This window comes from Pararobbsia silviterrae (genome assembly GCF_003628125.1).
In the GTDB taxonomy this organism is placed as follows: domain Bacteria; phylum Pseudomonadota; class Gammaproteobacteria; order Burkholderiales; family Burkholderiaceae; genus Pararobbsia; species Pararobbsia silviterrae.
Window position 1 is genome coordinate 335631 of record NZ_RBZU01000003.1, and the last position, 16301, is coordinate 351931.

16 protein-coding genes are annotated in these 16301 nt (G+C 56.5%); 6 read left to right on the top strand and 10 right to left on the bottom strand.

The features are described 5' to 3' along the window. Window positions 1–369: 369 nt before the first annotated feature. The 6 genes from D7S86_RS09645 to D7S86_RS09670 form a co-directional block, all read right to left on the bottom strand. Window positions 370–708 (bottom strand): hypothetical protein, encoded by a 339-nt coding sequence (locus tag D7S86_RS09645; RefSeq protein WP_121085783.1) that lies wholly within the window; start codon window positions 706–708, stop codon window positions 370–372. Beyond that, the gene (locus tag D7S86_RS09650) at window positions 701–940 is read right to left on the bottom strand and encodes a hypothetical protein (protein ID WP_147432282.1); all 240 of its coding nucleotides are present in this window, start codon (window positions 938–940) and stop codon (window positions 701–703) included. The genes D7S86_RS09645 and D7S86_RS09650 overlap by 8 nt, the downstream gene beginning before the upstream one ends. 7 nt (window positions 941–947) lie before the next feature. Beyond that, window positions 948–1124, bottom strand: coding sequence for a hypothetical protein (locus tag D7S86_RS29775; RefSeq protein WP_166444111.1), 177 nt, complete (start codon window positions 1122–1124; stop codon window positions 948–950). 340 nt (window positions 1125–1464) lie between these two features. Then, entirely contained in the window at window positions 1465–1908 is a 444-nt protein-coding gene (locus D7S86_RS09660) for a hypothetical protein (protein ID WP_121085789.1), read from the bottom strand. Then, a complete protein-coding gene (locus D7S86_RS09665) occupies window positions 1908–2138 on the bottom strand; it encodes a helix-turn-helix transcriptional regulator (protein ID WP_121085790.1) in 231 nt (76 codons plus the stop codon). Before D7S86_RS09665 ends, D7S86_RS09660 begins: the two co-directional genes overlap by 1 nt. An 81-nt stretch (window positions 2139–2219) precedes the next feature. Continuing rightward, window positions 2220–3035 carry a hypothetical protein gene (locus D7S86_RS09670; protein WP_121085792.1) on the bottom strand — a complete coding sequence of 272 codons (816 nt, stop codon included), beginning with the start codon at window positions 3033–3035 and terminating at the stop codon, window positions 2220–2222. A 757-nt stretch (window positions 3036–3792) separates the two neighbouring features. On the opposite strand from D7S86_RS09670, the gene D7S86_RS29940 reads away from it, so the two are divergent. Further along, entirely contained in the window at window positions 3793–3954 is a 162-nt protein-coding gene (locus D7S86_RS29940; RefSeq protein ID WP_205962780.1) for a hypothetical protein, read from the top strand. Between the two features lie 120 nt (window positions 3955–4074). Here D7S86_RS29940 and D7S86_RS09675 read toward each other — a convergent pair whose 3' ends face one another. From D7S86_RS09675 to D7S86_RS09685, 3 genes are read right to left on the bottom strand one after another with little or no spacing between them, the layout of a single operon-like run. Then, complete coding sequence (locus tag D7S86_RS09675) at window positions 4075–6450, bottom strand: hypothetical protein (protein ID WP_121085794.1); 2376 nt, start codon at window positions 6448–6450, stop codon at window positions 4075–4077. Further along, complete coding sequence (locus tag D7S86_RS09680) at window positions 6447–7787, bottom strand: NACHT domain-containing protein (RefSeq protein ID WP_121085796.1); 1341 nt, start codon at window positions 7785–7787, stop codon at window positions 6447–6449. The genes D7S86_RS09675 and D7S86_RS09680 overlap by 4 nt, the downstream gene beginning before the upstream one ends. Then, a complete protein-coding gene (locus D7S86_RS09685; RefSeq protein WP_240648062.1) occupies window positions 7784–8956 on the bottom strand; it encodes a Fic family protein in 1173 nt (390 codons plus the stop codon). Before D7S86_RS09685 ends, D7S86_RS09680 begins: the two co-directional genes overlap by 4 nt. Window positions 8957–9956: 1000 nt before the next feature. Here D7S86_RS09685 and D7S86_RS09690 point away from each other — a divergent pair. The 4 genes from D7S86_RS09690 (at window position 9957) to D7S86_RS29060 (ending at window position 13437) form a co-directional block, all read left to right on the top strand. Next, a complete protein-coding gene (locus tag D7S86_RS09690; protein WP_121085798.1) occupies window positions 9957–10556 on the top strand; it encodes a recombinase family protein in 600 nt (199 codons plus the stop codon). Between the two features lie 90 nt (window positions 10557–10646). Continuing rightward, a complete protein-coding gene (locus D7S86_RS09695; RefSeq protein WP_121085800.1) occupies window positions 10647–12416 on the top strand; it encodes a sensor histidine kinase in 1770 nt (589 codons plus the stop codon). A gap of 8 nt (window positions 12417–12424) precedes the next feature. Then, window positions 12425–12853, top strand: a complete 429-nt coding sequence (locus D7S86_RS09700; protein ID WP_121085802.1) for a response regulator — start codon at window positions 12425–12427, stop codon at window positions 12851–12853. 26 nt (window positions 12854–12879) lie between these two features. After that, the gene (locus D7S86_RS29060) at window positions 12880–13437 is read left to right on the top strand and encodes a hypothetical protein (RefSeq protein ID WP_147432283.1); all 558 of its coding nucleotides are present in this window, start codon (window positions 12880–12882) and stop codon (window positions 13435–13437) included. A gap of 243 nt (window positions 13438–13680) precedes the next feature. Here D7S86_RS29060 and D7S86_RS29065 read toward each other — a convergent pair whose 3' ends face one another. Continuing rightward, window positions 13681–14148 (bottom strand): hypothetical protein, encoded by a 468-nt coding sequence (locus tag D7S86_RS29065; protein ID WP_147432284.1) that lies wholly within the window; start codon window positions 14146–14148, stop codon window positions 13681–13683. A gap of 556 nt (window positions 14149–14704) precedes the next feature. On the opposite strand from D7S86_RS29065, the gene D7S86_RS09715 reads away from it, so the two are divergent. Then, window positions 14705–16111 carry an NHL repeat-containing protein gene (locus D7S86_RS09715; RefSeq protein ID WP_205962781.1) on the top strand — a complete coding sequence of 469 codons (1407 nt, stop codon included), beginning with the start codon at window positions 14705–14707 and terminating at the stop codon, window positions 16109–16111. The last annotated feature ends 190 nt before the right edge of the window (window positions 16112–16301 follow it).

The window sequence follows — 16301 nt, forward strand, 5'->3', positions numbered from 1 at the left end:
ACGCGCCGTGCGCGCAGGCTGCCAATCGGAACGCGGGCCGCCTCGCGGCGGTGTGTCTATCGGACTATCGGTGCCGCTTAGGAATGCGGAGTGCGCGCGTGGCACACGTCGAATGCCGCGTCGTAGAGCTGCATCGCGTCGGATGCCAACGTGTGCAACACGCTGCATATAACGGACAGATCGTTCGATCCCATAAGCGGTGTTTCGACTGTGGAAAGCACATTGGTTAGGCCGCGCACTGCACACATACGGCTATCCGCTTCATCCCTCAGTGCCGTCGCGCCAAGCGATGCGTCGATCCAAAGCACCTTTTCGCCACTCGCACTCGTCAGGGGCACAAATCTTTGTGTCTTTGTCATGTGCGTCGCCTCAGTGCGTTACGCGCTCGTCGCGCGTAACAAGGCCAAGGGCAGCGAGCAAATACTGTTGCACTCGCCCCATCATGCCGGATGCGAAAGCTGCTCGACTTACCGCCAATTGACGCGAGTCGAATTCACCGGCGTCACGCATCGCACTCGACAGACCGCGTGAGAAGGCATCGGTTTGATGCGCAGCGTAGTCATGCAAGCGCACAGAGCCTTTAAGTTCGAGCCACGCGTCAGCGCACACGACACCGAGGTTCACCGCGAATTGCAGCTCGATCGGTGCGCCTGTGTCGAGCGGAGGAGCGTTGTCGAAACCCTCAATGACTGCAGTCGCGTTATGCATGGCAACCTCCCGCCATCAGCGTGCGCGCATCGTTGAGGAACACGCTGCCTTCATCCATACGATCGGTCGCGATGGATACGATCGCAAGCGCGTCGCGAACTCTCCCTGAATGCAAAAGCAACTGAACGCCGATTGCGAGCGACCGGAGCTGGATGAACATCATGTCCGTCGCCTCGATCAGCTCGAACAGCTCTGTGTCGCGCGCGCTGATTTTTGGGGACTGCGGAAGCACTGAGAAATTAGTCATGACGCACCTCGGCCTGCACGAGGTGGGCGATAGCAGCAAGCGCGTCGCCAGTCGCGTCGAGCGCGTCCTGGTACGTGTCAGCCATTGCGGCTTCACGAAGCGCGTCACGGATGATCGATTGAACGAGATTGGAATGCTGCCCGAAATGGGCATGTGTGAGCTGGCGCATGATGCGGCCTCCAGTGGTGTGGCTACACCTGCATCCCATCGCCAAATGGGGTGGGCAGGCACTAGGCGGGGTTGGCGAACCGGCACCACTGGAAACCGGCAGACCCTAAGGTCTCCCCACCTAGGCCCGCCCATTGATCGTGAAGGCGCGCGAAGGCGTGCGGACGAAAAAAAACCGCGCAAGGGCGGTTGTCCGCCAGTGATAGTCAGGTCGCCAAACCCGGCCGCTGTTGTTTCAACGGCACCTGCATCGTAATGCTGCTTTGCCTGTCGCGCAACCCGCCCTGGGGAAGCCTCAGCGAATGCCATGGAAATGAGTTCAAAGTCACTTTGGACGAGCACTATTGCGAACTCCTTCCCGTGAGCAACATCTCAATCCGCATCTGCTCGCCCCACGCTCGGAAATAGCCCGCAATCACGTGCGCGTACGCCAACGGGACGCGTCGATCCGCATCGTCACCCAACGTATCACACGCATGGTTATAAGCGTCGCACGCATAGGCCCAAATAAACTCAAGCACACCTGTCTGACGCGATTGCACATCGATCGTCGAACTGGACATCGCATTGAGCAAGGGCATGAATGAAAGAATTTGGCCATACACAACCGCGAATGCATCGGGGTTGTTTTCGACGGCGTACTCGTCGCCCATGATGTCATTCGTGAGCGCCAAGGCCGGAAGACGATTGCGCTCAGCCTCCGCAGCGCCCGCGTCTGCCAAGTCAACTGCGGCGAAAAGCGGGTTCGACACCTGAACGGTGCCCGTGACATTGACGGCCCGCATCAGGTGTTCTCCCCGAGCTTTACGAGATGCGCCGCAATGTCCCGAAATCGCCACCCCACAGCTCTCGGACCAATAGGAATCTGACGAGGCATGCGCCCTTCGGCCACATCGCGGTATATGCTCGCGCGACTGCGGCCGGTGAGACGGATCACGTCGCTAAGGCGGACGATACGGTTCTGCTCAACAGCAGCCGCGATCTCGACAGCTGGGTCTTGGGTGTTGTTTTCCATATAACCTCACGTTCATCGGGCGCAACGCCGCGCCCCGTGAGGTCAAGTATCAAGACGTGTCAGTCGGATTTTAAAATGGAATCACGGGGATTTTAGAATCTCGCCGTTTCGAATCTCGCCAATTCGCACTTGGATCTCTTGTTCGCATTTTTTTATCTGAGCGCGCGCGTAGTCGAGCGTCCACCCGCACGCGACATGAACCGCTCGAAGCACCTTCGACTTACTCTCTGCATCATCGGGCGTCGTCTGTTTCACCCTCAGTTTCGCGGCGATATCTATCGCGAGCGCACGTCGTTCGCCAGCCATCTGAGAGTACTCCTCTCGCCCTGCCTCCCCCCTGCCAGACTTAAGTCGCGCGTGCTCTTCGTATCCGTTGTTTCTCGCGTCACGGTGCGAGCCAGTGTTCTCGGTCGGGAGGTGAGCGTGCGCAAAAGCACGCGAAAGGTCGCCACCTCCCGGTCCGTACCCTTCTCGCAAGGATTGATATAGCATCGCGGCGATTCGCATAACAGATTCTTGCGGACTAATGATGCTGTTGACTGCGAACTCAACACACGCCTCAATGTCGCTGCCCATCGCGTCGACTTTCTTAAGAAACTTCGCAACATCGCCTTGCGCCGAAAACAATGACTCGCCCCTGCGCGCGCGAGCGATGCCCTCGGAATTAGCCCGCCATCGCCACGCAAACAAATGATGTGCGCGCTCGTACTTGCCACCAGGCAGACGAGAAATTTCCACCGAGGCACGTGCAATGGAAAATGGTACTCGGGCGACATATTCAAATATCCTGTGGCACTTTTCCGTATCGAGACGCTCGATTCTGAAGTGCTCACGTTCCAGGCGGTCGGCCGAAATTGCTTCATATGCGGCCTTGGTTTCGGCGTGAAGCCGAAGCATTTTTTGTTGATATGCCCGCCCTGGAGCCGAGATTCCGGCTGAACTAAGCGCAGTCCCACGCCGTCGGACAACAAACGTTTTACTTAGTTTGGAAGTCTCTTTCCCCATCTTCGCCCCTCACGCGCCCCTCGAAAAGGTCAAGCCGGCCGGCGAGGGTATCCGGCGTTCGGGTGGCCACCCTAGGCTTGACGCCCGCAAGTGTTTCAGGTTTTGAGGCACTTGAGAATCAAAATGCCGATTGGCGCGCCGACCAGTTTCAATGCCTATATCTGACAGCGGTTTGCAGGGCACCGAGTCAAAGTAACTTTCCCCCCACGCAGTTATGAAACCTACAATTGAGAATCGCCGCTACGACGTAACCTAACGGGCGACGAAAAGCCGAACTGATCGGCGTCAATTGAATCCACTCCCGGATCTTGCGTATCTCGAACTCGCCGCCATGAATTTAATTGAGCAGCGACAGTGCAAACAAGGGCGGTCTTGCGACGAGGAACGTAGGCCTGTTACGGTAGGTCTCTATTTGGGTCTAGAAAGGATAGTAGCGATGTGCCGCTCTCGGCCAGGAAGGGACATTCACTCAGTGCCGCACTTGGACTGTGCAGCGTCGGTAGATCATCGAGAGCAGTCAGTGGAGCGGGCAAACTCGGTGAAAGTTCATCGGTCAGATCGCATGTCGGCAGATGACTGGAACCGTGCCCTTTGCTAGGAAACCATCGACATCGGCGGCCTCGCCCGCGAACTGACGAGCAAGTCCTGGGTGACCTTTCTTCTCAGAAAGCAAATCGCACTCATGCTCGCGCTTATTCTGTTGGCCGAAAAGTTCACTCCGCGGCTGATCGAAAATCAGTTGCGCGCGAAACCGCTGGATGGCGTCGCGTGTCAGCAGAAATTTTCCGAACAGCTACACAACGGTCGATGACTACACTCTCATGTATTCTGGTCATGCCGCTGAACCGGTGACTCCCGTCGTTCGACGAAGGTAGAGGAAGGCGGCATAAGGTCATGCCAAGAAGACGCCTTCACGCGATCGCACCAGCCATCAGCCATCGCCTCTTTTCGAAAAGTCACGGACCTGCTCGACGGTCCAAAGCGGCTCGTCGGCATCCTGCGTTGCACGCTCACTCGCCCGCACCGCCATCCATCGACCATATTCGGGCTCGGGGTGCTCCTTTTCAAGCGCCTTAATCGCAGCGTAGGCCTCACGTCCGGGCACATCGACCAGCATATTGAACAAGGCGTTGCGACCGTCTTGCGCATTGTCACGAAGCGTCGGCGAATAGACACCCTTGTTAGTGCGATCGAAATCCTCGTCAGCCCGGACGAAGCGGTGCATCAGCAAATAGAGCCGCTTTAGATCGCCAGCGTTCCGATATGCGCCAACGCGCGTGCCCGTGCCGTGCCGATCGCCGACCAAAGCGACGATGAACAACTCAGCAAAGCTTGAAGCATCGGCCTGCGAGAGTACTTCGAGATGACGTTCCAGAGCAGAGATCGCCGCCGCTGAATCGGTATCGACCCAGAGCGCGAACCAACGCGGCCGCTGACCCTCCAGCACAGTATCAGTGGCCTTCCTTGCCGCAAGCGCTGCGAGAACGCCGGGGGCCGCACCGCTCCCCGTCAAGATGTTTAAACAATAGCGCAGCGCATCGTCATTGAGCACATCATGCGTGCTTAGCCAAGCCTGGACCAACGGCGCGACGTCGCTGTGCAGCCATGGCGCGTGATAGAGAATGTCGTGGACGATATAGTGGAGTGGCTGCTCGCCGACGCTATGTTCGAGCTCCCAGACAAGCTCGGTTGCCACGGCTTCAAAGCCGGCCTTCGGGAAGGCGCGATAAAGCGTCTCGAACCACGTTGGAAAGCCGTTCAGCTCCCAAGTGACATAGCGAAAAGCATGTTGCGCTTCCTCTTCGGTCAGCCGCTGCGCAAAGGCGCTGTCCTCTGCTGCCTCGATTGCGAGACCAGTCATCGCAAAGATCAGCGAATAGGGCGTCGAGCCGGTCTCACCGCCCTCCGATCGCAAGGTCGGCCGATAGGCCCGCCAGTGCGCGATCGCCGCATCGCGAAAGGCGCGAGCGACCGGCTCTCCAAACTCGGCGATCAATGTCCTCCACTTCGCCCCGTCCTCACGGCTGGTGGTCACTCCGCCATTCACGACACTCTCAAGCAGATGATAGTGATCGCTAGTGAACTCGCCTGGCTGAAAGCCTGCGGGATGCAAAACCCGATCGGGGTTAGCTATGAGAGCGCGGACCCAATCGCCACGATCCTTCTTCTGCTTACGTTCGCGCGCGTCGCTTTCGCGCTTCCACCGCCGGGTTTCCCTGTCCATCCTGACCATCGCGGGCGATGGCTTCGGATCAAGGTGCGCGTCCAGCGTCGCGGCGAGCACAGTGTCGTCAGCGACCACTGCGTGCAACTGCGCGAGCCAGGCCGACGGTCGATCCGCGTCCACATAGATTCGAAGACAGCGCGACAGCGCCACGGCTCGATCGTCCCCCTCCTTGGAGGTGACCCATTCGAGGCAGCGCTCGAAATCCTCTGCACCAAACCGCCAGAAGTTGCCGAGATAGGCCACTGGCCAGTCGTCGGTCAGCTTCTCGCCTTTGGCGGCCCTATGCGCGCGGCATACTGCGATCGAATTCCAATAGAGGCGATCGTTGAGCTCCGCCCAGCGCGGGACGTTCTTGTTCAGCGCGCTCTTATAGTCGTCGACATCGGCGCCCCGCTGAAACCGCAGGGCCGGCAAATTACGCAGCACCGCAATCGCTGCGGGCGTCAGCGCCTGCGCCGATCGTGCCGCGACCAAGCGATCGACGGCGTGGAGGGCGATCGGCATCAGCCACGCGAACTCTTCCGAGACATGACATTCGCCAAGCCTCACAAAGGGCTCGCGATCGAGGAAACCATTCAGCCCCTCAACCAGGCAGCCGAGTGGATGATCTTCGGCCGCGTCTGCCATTACCGGCAACTCATCGACGAACTGGTGAAGCGAAGAGCTCAGACCTCTATCGTTAAAGCGTTCGTGCGGCGCTGCGTGGGCGAGCATTCGCACCACCAGAGCCACGCTGGCCGTGGTCGGTGCCGCCCAATCGATCAGCTCCGCGAAAACCGCGTGGTCTAGGGCGCCAGGATCTTCGGCCATGGTCTTCCATAGCTTATCCTTCAGCGCTTCGTCCCCTACTGCCATGACGCCCCGGATCGCGGCGATTCGCGCATATTTGCCGCGCGAAGTGTCGGCCGCGACGTCGAACAGCGTCGGCGCACAGCTCGACATCTCACCCTGCCAGACAAGCCGACCCAGAAAGAAGACGACATCATCATTGTCTTGATGCTCGTTCAGCAGCGCCAACGCGTCGGGAGCTAGGTCGGGAGCGGCGATGCGTTCGATCGCACTATTTTGCATGAGACTCATCTTTCCCTTCCGACGGCAATCCGGTTGACGATATTGCGAAGCATGGTTTGACGAATCGTTAGCGGCAGGCGCGACGGATCGCCACCTTCGCTCGCAATCTCCGGCGCCAGGGCGAGGGCTTTGTCGCGCACCGCTTCATCAAACAGGATCAACCAGGCCAAGATCGGGCGCGTCCGCGGCACGATGATTTGCTCGCCATAGCTCTGGCGAAAGAAGAGGTCCTCTACGCGCGCGCGGGCGCCTGGTTGATTCAGCAGATCGTTCGCCCATTCCGCGCTCAGCAGCTCGCGGATCTCGCGGTGGCGAAATCGCACGCTGGTATAAACAATGTCATCGAACAGGCCAGTGCGGAGGAGAGCCTCGATCTCGGCGTCGGCCCAGCCCGTCAGTAAGGTGCGCGGGTCGATGCGATCGGCAGATTGAACACCTGCGGGAAGGCCAATGACGGTCTTGCCAGTCATCGTCACCGCGCCCGCCAAAATGCGGGCGCCATCCCGCATTTTGGCAGCATTGACGCGGACCGGGGCAAATGCGGCCGACCGCGGTTCGATCTGCAGGGCGATCATCCGCTGCAGCACTTCGAAGCGGCTCCCGAGGCGATGATCCGCTATCCAGACACTAATCAATGCCTTCAGGTCGAAGGGACGCTCGGCGAGGCTCAGCAGATTGGCACGCTTCACCGCGTCGACGAAGTCGGTGACGTCGTCCACGCCAGAATGGCCGGCGAACAGCGCGATCTGGTCCTCCGAAAGCACAGCAAGCCGATACAGCTTGAGCGTAGGGTCGCTCTCACGACTCGTGTCGTCATCCTCTTCAGCGGGCGCTGGCTCGCCATAGGGCAGATGCTGTTCGATCAGTGTCTGGTCGGGTAGCGCTCGCCAAGCATCCTCGCGACTGGTGATAAAGATGCGCGCGCGATCCAGCGCGGCGTATATTTTAGCGCCGAAGATGCGAACCGCATCCTCAAGCGCGCGTGGTGTCTCCAATTGGGCTTCGTCGACCGAGTCGAGAAAGAACCAAGCCTCGTCAGTTGAGGCCAGCCAGGCGGCAAACTCGTCCGCCGTGCCAACCTCGAACGACTGGTCGAACGTCGCGTCGATCTTCTCGATCCGGATGAAGAAGGCGTGACGGCCACGCTTCCTGATCCGACGCGCACGCGTCTGGGCTTCGAATGTTTTGCCGGCGCCTGGATCGGCAATTATCAAGACGCGAAACTCGTCCTCGATTTCATGCCACAGCTGAGGCTTACCCGGACCTGGCATGAGAAAATCCCACTTCTTCGAGTGAGGCGACATCGGCGAAAACCGCCGAATGAGCTCGACGATTTGCTCCGTCATGTCCGCGATCCGGCGTTGGCAGGGTAGAGGTTGGGGAACCAGCGCTCGGCCACTTCGACCGGAAAAGCCAGACGCAGGGGCGCACGATGGGTCGCTGCGGTCAGCATTCCCCGGTCGACCAGCCCCGCCGTGACATTGCGCGCGCCGCGCTCCTCGTAGCCGGTGAGCGCGGGAATCTTTGAGCGCTCGACCTCGCCACTCATCACGGCTTCGCGCAGTACGGCAAAGCTGCCACGGAGCAACCGCTTCGCCCTCACCTCCTCCTCGACGTGGATTTCAATGCGCATCAGCAGCGTCGCGGGTTCGAGCAGCTCACTCATGAAACGGATCTGATCAACTGAGCGTTCGAGGAAGAATTTGCAGAACGCGACCAGCCCGCGCTGAGTAAGGTTGCCACGCCCGTCGAGATCACCTTCACGCGGCCCATCTGCCTGCGCGAGCAACGTCTTGTAGCGGTCCTCATTGCGAGCTAAGCCCCGCGCCACTGACCAAAGACTGGTTCCGACCCCGAGCCGCTTGAACAAGGCATGTGACATCAGCCGAGCTACACGGCCATTGCCGTCGAGGAAGGGGTGGATCCAAAGCAGGCGATGGTGGACAGCACCGACAGTCTGAATTTGCCGGGTCCTGGTGAGCCGCGGCGATCCATAGGCCTTATCAAAACTCGACATAAAGCGGGGCAAGTCCTCATGCGGTGGCGGAATGTGTCGACCGACCTGCACGTCTCGCTTGCGCCATTCGCCGGGAACGATCTCGAGCCGCGCCCCCGTCTTCTTGTCGTCAACGAACAGCATCTCGGGCGGCAGCCGCGAACAAAACTCTTCATGCAGCCACGATGCGTAAGCCGCGGAAGCCGGCCAGGCATCGGGATCACGCCCAGTATCGATTAATCGCTGAACGTGGATGTGCGCGACTGCTTCCTGCTGCAGGTCACGCTTTTTGGGTTCGTTCGAAAAATCGTTGGCAAGTGCCCGGTCGATGTCGTGCGGATGAGTATCGTGCCCCTCGATCAGATTCGAGTAATAGCAGTTCATCGAGCGGACGAGATCGCCGATCGAGTCTCGCAAGATGGGATGAATTCGGGCCGCCAGTCCGCTCGCCTCTTCCATAAGCACCAAGATGTCATCATCAAGGAGTCGGACTGCCTCCTCAGGAACCATCGGCCCCATGCTTGTCGTATCCATGAGGGCAGTGTACCGGATCATATGCCGGATCTGCAATGACTTTTATATCAATAAATCAGTAACATATTGCACATTTCCTACTCGGTAGGACCGGATGGGATGCCGGTTTATTTGCCGGTTCGCGGGGGCCAGTCAAGTTCCGCCAGCGCTCTCGACGCCGTAGGGCTTGAAGTGCAATTAGGGGCGGACGGGCTGCGACGCGCGGCTGATCGATCGGCTGGAAGCGACAATTAGATGTCGCCAAGGCGAACGTGCCGGTCTCTGCCAAGTTCAACGATTTTGAGGCGGCTGGAAAGTCGCGATTTGCGCAGGACCAAACCGATAGCAACCGAGAGTGACAAGAAAGGCTGGTGGTGGCCGGTATTGGCACCTTGCTGTTCGTCCGGTCTTTTAGCTTGCGTCGCAGGCGGACCGCGCGTTGCGTTTGGCCGGCAAGGCCTCGCTCGCGACTGATTTTTATATTAGCCGACTGATCGTGAAGGTCGTCAGAAGGACCGTTTCACCCCGAGAGCGGTCGCTGACGTCGGCCGCCGCAGAATGACCGCTCAGGGTCGAGGATGTGTGAAAACGTGAAACTAGCCGGTTTGCGAGTGTCGCCTTACCCTTCGCGAGTTGCCGGCACGCCAATACGCGATCTGAACGTTCGAGTTTTCCGAATAGACGGTCCGACCCGCGTTTTCACACAGCCTCGGTCGTTAACCGCCGCTACGTCTACCCACCCGCGAACCACGAACGCTGGGCTCTCGAACGAGTGACCCAGCTCGCGGACCATAGCCATACTCGCCGGTGACGCATCATTGCTCATCGTCGAGCTACGTTGAACTTCCCAGCACCGATTTTCTCCCGATCTGCGCGTTGCTCATCGGCTCAATGGGGTATGCCTAAACGGACCAGCTTTAAGGAAGCGAAACAATGGCTCAATAACATTGAAGGGTTACGAGCCGTACGATAATATTGATCCATACACTCAAATGAGCCAAAAACCATGCGCAGACTGTACTACGGTCGGATTTCCACTACGGACGGGCAATCGGCGATCAGTCAGTATTCAGACGCCAAAGCACACGGTATCCACGAACAGGATGTGTTCATCGACGAAGGCGTAAGTGGCTATCACGTTGCTCCGTCGGCACGAGAACAGTGGCTTAAGGTGGAGCATGATTTGCGACACGGCGGCATCCTGATCGTTCGTTGGCTCGATCGCATCAGTCGACGATACGACGAACTTCATAGGACCATGCGTCGATTGATGGAGCTTGGCGTTCGTGTCGAATGCACGCTGAACGGCATGGTGTTCGACGGTCAAGCAGCAGATCCCATAGAAAAAGCGACGCGGGACGCCGTGCTCGCCTTCATGGCGGCGCAAGGCGAAGCCGACTATAAGAATCGTGCAGAAATGCAGCGCCGAGGTGTCGCCCTCGCGAAGGCTAACGGGAAGTACAAGGGCCGACCGCGCTCGACCGATTATTCCGCGATAAAGCGATGGCGTGTGGAACATGGAGCAACAATCGACCAAACAGCGCAAAATTTCGACGTTAGTCACGCAACCGTCAAGCGGGCCTGCGCATCCAGTTTTCCGGGATAACCCGTGCTATGCGGGATCTAGCGCATTCGTCTCCTGTGCAGCTCGCATCAAGTTCGGTAGCATAGTGCGAGGCCGTTCTTTAATGCCAAAATGAAAAATCTAGACCGCAATCCACAAGACTTCACCGCTGGCGACGAGCGAAAACGCACGGTCGAAGACATTCGTACGCATCGCGTGGCCGGCAATTTGGCAGGTGCAATACAAATTTGTATTGCCGCGAAAGCAAGATGGCCTCAAGATTTTTTCTTCGCAAAAATACTTGCAGACTTACACTTTCAAGAGGGCGCACACGAAACTGCATTTGTAGCATTGGCGGACTTTCTTGCACTTATTCCTCCGAGCCATCGACTCATCAGTGATTTTGCCACTCGCTATCATAGATTTCGACGGACTCTTCCACGCGACCAAATGTCGAAATATGCGGCGATGCTTTTGGACGCAATCAAGGAAACCAAAATTGACGTATCGGTCGCCCAATCTGCAAAAAAAATTATAAGCCCCGACGCAATTCTTCCCTTGGGCAACATGGAGGATAAGCGTAGTCGCGAATTTATCAAGCTGCTGCGCGATGACTCCAAGTTCGAAAACTTTGTAAAGCTTGAACGCGAATTTGAAGAGCACAACGCCCAACAGCTCGCCTACATTCTTGACGTGCATATCTTAAATCGCACGCGCAGCATCAAAACATACCGAATTGATTTATTTTGTGTTTCGACTTACGAGAAGCTCGGCCTTTTAGACAAAGCACTAAAGGTAACTACCGAACTTTTATCGGTAAAACTTAACTCAATCGCCATCAGATCTCTTTTCCGAATTTGCCGACTAAAAAAACACTATGCGCCTGCTGATGCGTTACTCGAAGAGCATCCCGCGCTCATAAGAGCAAACGATTTCAATGTGCTCTACGAATTCGTTTATTATTTCGAATTCAAGAATGATTTTCACATGGTGCAAAGTGTACTACGCACGCTAGACAAGAGTTTTGCTACGAACATACCGGTACTTCGAACCGTTAGAAATTTTTATATTCGCTTCGGCTTGCTTGATGAGGCGAAACGACTGGAAGGAGCTCTGTATCCTCGCGGCGCAAGAGCGGCCAAGAAGAAATATACAGCGGAAGTAGCCGAAACGGAGTTGGAGCTTTACTCGCAGTTGGAGCATCAGAAACAACTCGCCGCAATCAGTGATCTGACGACAGGCATATCGCACGAATTGGGCCAACCTATAACGAATATCCGATACACAATTCAATACCATAGACGATTATTCGCGAAGGAGCTGTCTATCGACGCCGTATCGAAGGTATTCGATTCCATATTGGAAGAGACCGCACGCATGGGCGGCCTCATCCGCAGACTGGCTCCGCTTACGTCGAGTCGCGGAGTAGTGGAGCAATTTGACGTTATGGATCGAATTCGCAAGCGCGTCGAAGGTGAGGAACCGCGATTACAGGAAGGAAAAATCAAGGTGCATATATCGCCGAAACATCCAATTCAGTTGACCGGCGACCCCGTTAAATTCGATCAACTTGTCAGCAATCTCTTACTGAATTCTATCGATGCCATCAACGAACGAAAGGAAACACGAGACAACAAAATAGACATATTGATTGAAAATAATGCTCAAGAAATTCGAGTCCTCTTCTCCGACTCCGGAATTGGCATTCCGTTCGGCAATCGAAACAAAATATTTGACCCATTTTTCTCCACCAAACCCCCTGGAAAGGGAGAAGGCCTTGGTCTCTTCATCGTGTGGAATTTATTAAAAATGTTGGGGGGACGCATATCTGTCGACTCAAAACACAGTGACGGAGCGAAGTTTATTATCAACATCCCTCATCATCCAGATAATCAAAGCTAGGACTCAATATGAACACCGTACTACTGGTGGAAGACGAAAGCAAAACAGCCGAAGTACTCAAACAAGCCCTTGAAAGTGAGGGCATCGACGTGACCTGGGTGTCCGAGGGAAACGCCGCCCTCGAACTTATGGATAATGGAAAATTTGATCTCATTATTCTAGACCTGAAATTACCGGGGATGACTGGCGATCAAACGTTGGAAGAAATTCGGAAAATCGACCCCTATATTGACGTAGTCGTCTACACAAATTACCAAGATCCCCCAGTTATGCAAAAGCTTATTAATCTTGGTGTAGAAGGTTACATAAGCAAAGGAGCGTCGGCGGATCTATGGGAAACCGTGGATAAGATAAAGGGAATACTCGATCCATTCACAGAAGATGAGCGAGAGAAACTTTTGAATTCCGTCCCGCCGGACACTTTTAAAGATATATAAACGGGTGTCTTATGCAGCGAAAGTACGTGCTGGATACGAATGCGTATGCCATCTTATTTCAAATGCCGCGCGGAGAGTCATTTTTAAGACTTCAAGAAAAAATTAAAATAGATGGCGTTTTGAAATTTTTTCTACCGGAAATAGTTTCAATGGAAATTCATTCCGTGATTGGGAAATATCGACGAGGAAGCGTGAGCGAAGCCAACACATCGTGCGGAAGACTTTTCTCCGGAAACGATGGAATTGCGTCGTGCATCAATATCTGCCATACAGCAAGGCGACCGCGAATGAAGGGCAAAGTGTTTAAGGCTTTGCAGAAAATGATGGACGATATCGAGAATCAAAACGGCGACATCCAGGCGACATTGCTTCCCTTGGGTCAATCTGAGTTGAATCGCGGGAAAGATTTTCTACGACAGCACGCACACCGATATTCGTTTGGATCTCACGATGCACTTGTTGCGGGCACAGTATCAGTAGCCCTGGCTGCAGGTGACTCGCTGACACTTGTCACGTCGGACAGAGGCCTAAAGGCGCTATGCAAAGACAACAATATCGATGTGTTTGATCCGCTTTTAGGTTGATGACTCCGACAAATCATCTGCGCCGGTGAAGCACTTTATTGTCATCTGCTAGCACTTCCGTCGCGCAGACGAAAGGCGGCACGGCGAATTCATTTGCGCGTAGCGTTCCAGACTGGGCCGCTTAGCGACGCTCGGTCGGAACGAGTCGGCCGCCGAACGATGGAGGGCTAGCGGACCGTTCCCAGTTTGTTCCCATATATAGATGTGTTGGGAACAACTTGGGAACAAATTAATCCAGGCAAATCAATCACCTGCCCAACTTGTTCCCAATGTTCCCACCGGTTCACACGCAGCGACACCAGAATGCGTATCGTCGGTGGGTACTTTTCCGGGAACCTTCGCCAATTCAAGGCTCGTAACCCGCTGCGGACAACGGTGTTCGACAGAGCGCGAGGCGGAAACGACATCATCGAACCCCTGAGAGTCTTGCTGGACGAAATGATCTGTTTTTCCGGGTACTTGGTCGGGTACTTTTTTAAAAAATATCCCGGAATATCCCGCCAATAAACGCTGATATACAGACACCGCCTCCGCCAGGACACCCTTCGAAACCCCGTCAGATCTAGCTTCCACCCCTCTCAAAGCCAATACCAGAAAGGGTTTCACGGATTTCAAGTGTTTCATCGTGTACCAAGCTGTAGCAGGCTTTACCACGTTTGGTGTGGGTAACTTTTCGGGGTAACTTGGTTTTTCCAAAAACGAGTTACCCACACGGAGTTACCCATGGCCCGACATCTTCTCTCGGCCTCGACATGCAAGACCGCCACGAACGAGGGCTTGAAGATCCGCAACGTTCATCCGTCTTACCTGCGCCAACAGCGGGAACACTATCGAATCCCGTGATTCCGTTGATTTATCGCATATCGGATCGGTCCAAGTGCGCGACCGCAAGAAGCATCTCGATAAGACCTCTGTTTCAAAATCACCCACAGGTAATTTTCAAAATTACCTACAGGTCATTTCCAATACAGAGGTCACGTGAGGCGACAGTCGGCCAACCGCGGCGCTTAGTGCGAAACGTCGAGGGGCGGCTTCCGCAAGCGATCCGGACACGCGTTTAACACATTTAAATCCTCGAATCTTCGCGCGTGCGCATGGGTCTCGCATCGGGTCGAACACCCCTGCCGAGCTCCCCCCATTGGTGCGTTCCAAACACCCATCCGATTTATTTTGAAAATGCGAGACACCATGTCATGCCGCATTCGAAGGACGGGGAATAATTTCTAGGCGATGACGAGTCCGGCACGCGAAGCCTGCGCAACGTCCCATGCCCTCAACGATCCATCGCATCAAACAAGTCAAATTCAAGACCTATCGGGGAACGTCTATGGGGTATCTGTCGCCAATCGGTTCCAGCTTTGCGAGCGTGAAGCGCATGGCGGACTTGCCCATGACGCTCGCGTCGCTGTGTCTGCTTCTGAGTGCATGCGGGGGCGACTCGCCGCCGACGTCGAGTACATCTGCGAGTACGCCGCCGATAACGTCCTATACGATCGGCGGGACGATCACCGGGTTGGCGACCAGCGAATCGATGACGCTGCTCGACAACGGAGGCGACACGCTGACATTGGCTGCCAATGGCGCTTTCACCTTCGCCACGCCTGTCGCGCCCAACCAAGCCTATGCGGTCACGATCAATACGTCGCCCATGTGGCAAAACTGCGTGATCACAAACGACAACGGTGTGGCCACGGCCAAGGTGACCCAAGTCAAGGTCACCTGCGCGGCCGCGTCAGCGCAGGTGTCGACTTTGGCTGGCCAGCCGCGCACCGCGGGATCGACCAACGGTTCCGGCACGGGCGTCCTGTTCGACTTTCCCAGTGGCGTGGCGGTCGACGCCAGTGGCAATGTCTACGTGGCCGATTCCTTTAGCAATGAGATTCGCCAAATCACTTCGGGCGTCGTGAGCACGCTAGCGGGCTCGCCCGGACCCGGCGCCGCGTTGGACGGCACCGGCTCGAGCGCTTCGTTCTACGATCCCACTGGCGTGGCGGTCGACGTCAGCGGCAATGTCTACGTGGCCGATCACGGTAACAACGAGATTCGCATCGTGACGCCTTTGGGCGTCGTGAGCACGCTGGCGGGCTCGACGACCGGCGGCGCGGCTGACGGCACCGGTGCGCTCGCCAGGTTCGCCGGTCCCAGTGCCGTGGCGGTCGACGTCAGCGGCAATGTCTACGTGGCCGATCACGGTAACAACGAGATTCGCATCGTGACGCCTGCGGGCGTCGTGAGCACACTGGCCCGCTCGTTCAATGGTCCCGAGGGCGTGGCGGTCGACGCCAGTGGCAATGTCTACGTGGCCGATAGCGGAAACAACGAGATTCGCAAAATCACGCCTACGGGCGTTGTGAGCACGTTAGCGGGCTCGACGACCTCGGGCTCGGCTGACGGCACCGGCTCGGGCGCTTCGTTCGACTATCCCGCTGGCGTGGCAGTCGATGCCAGCGGCAACGTCTACGTGGCCGACTACGGTAACAACGAGATTCGCAAAATTACGCCTTTGGGCGTCGTGACCACGCTGGCGGGCTCGACGACCCCCGGCGACGTGGACGGCACGGGCTCCGCCGCCGCGTTCGACGGTCCCTATGGCGTTGCGGTCGACGCCAGCGGCAATGTCTACGTGGCCGAATACGATGGCCAAGAGATTCGCGAAATCACACCGGGTCCGTAAGCAAGCGATGGTCGCGAACGTGCAGGCCGCTGCAACCTTCTTCACAGCGTTGTTAAACGTATCCGCCGCATAAACATTTCCACCGGTATCGACCGCTTCATCGAACACGTCGCCCCCACGAAAATGTATTCGTCGCTGACGCGGAGATCCGGCATTGCTATGCGACCGGTCTCTTTGGGTCATTCACGGC

What these genes read in the sequence shown, in the direction of transcription:
- D7S86_RS09660 (WP_121085789.1), bottom strand. Translation starts at nt 1,908, where the DNA reads ATGCGGGCCGTCAATGTCACGGGCACCGTTCAGGTGTCGAACCCGCTT.
- D7S86_RS09715 (WP_205962781.1), top strand. Translation starts at nt 14,705, where the DNA reads ATGCCCTCAACGATCCATCGCATCAAACAAGTCAAATTCAAGACCTAT.
- D7S86_RS09665 (WP_121085790.1), bottom strand. Translation starts at nt 2,138, where the DNA reads ATGGAAAACAACACCCAAGACCCAGCTGTCGAGATCGCGGCTGCTGTT.
- D7S86_RS09645 (WP_121085783.1), bottom strand. Translation starts at nt 708, where the DNA reads ATGCATAACGCGACTGCAGTCATTGAGGGTTTCGACAACGCTCCTCCG.
- D7S86_RS09685 (WP_240648062.1), bottom strand. Translation starts at nt 8,956, where the DNA reads ATGGGGCCGATGGTTCCTGAGGAGGCAGTCCGACTCCTTGATGATGAC.
- D7S86_RS29775 (WP_166444111.1), bottom strand. Translation starts at nt 1,124, where the DNA reads ATGCGCCAGCTCACACATGCCCATTTCGGGCAGCATTCCAATCTCGTT.
- D7S86_RS09675 (WP_121085794.1), bottom strand. Translation starts at nt 6,450, where the DNA reads ATGAGTCTCATGCAAAATAGTGCGATCGAACGCATCGCCGCTCCCGAC.
- D7S86_RS09670 (WP_121085792.1), bottom strand. Translation starts at nt 3,035, where the DNA reads ATGCTTCGGCTTCACGCCGAAACCAAGGCCGCATATGAAGCAATTTCG.
- D7S86_RS09690 (WP_121085798.1), top strand. Translation starts at nt 9,957, where the DNA reads ATGCGCAGACTGTACTACGGTCGGATTTCCACTACGGACGGGCAATCG.
- D7S86_RS09700 (WP_121085802.1), top strand. Translation starts at nt 12,425, where the DNA reads ATGAACACCGTACTACTGGTGGAAGACGAAAGCAAAACAGCCGAAGTA.
- D7S86_RS09680 (WP_121085796.1), bottom strand. Translation starts at nt 7,787, where the DNA reads ATGACGGAGCAAATCGTCGAGCTCATTCGGCGGTTTTCGCCGATGTCG.
- D7S86_RS09695 (WP_121085800.1), top strand. Translation starts at nt 10,647, where the DNA reads ATGAAAAATCTAGACCGCAATCCACAAGACTTCACCGCTGGCGACGAG.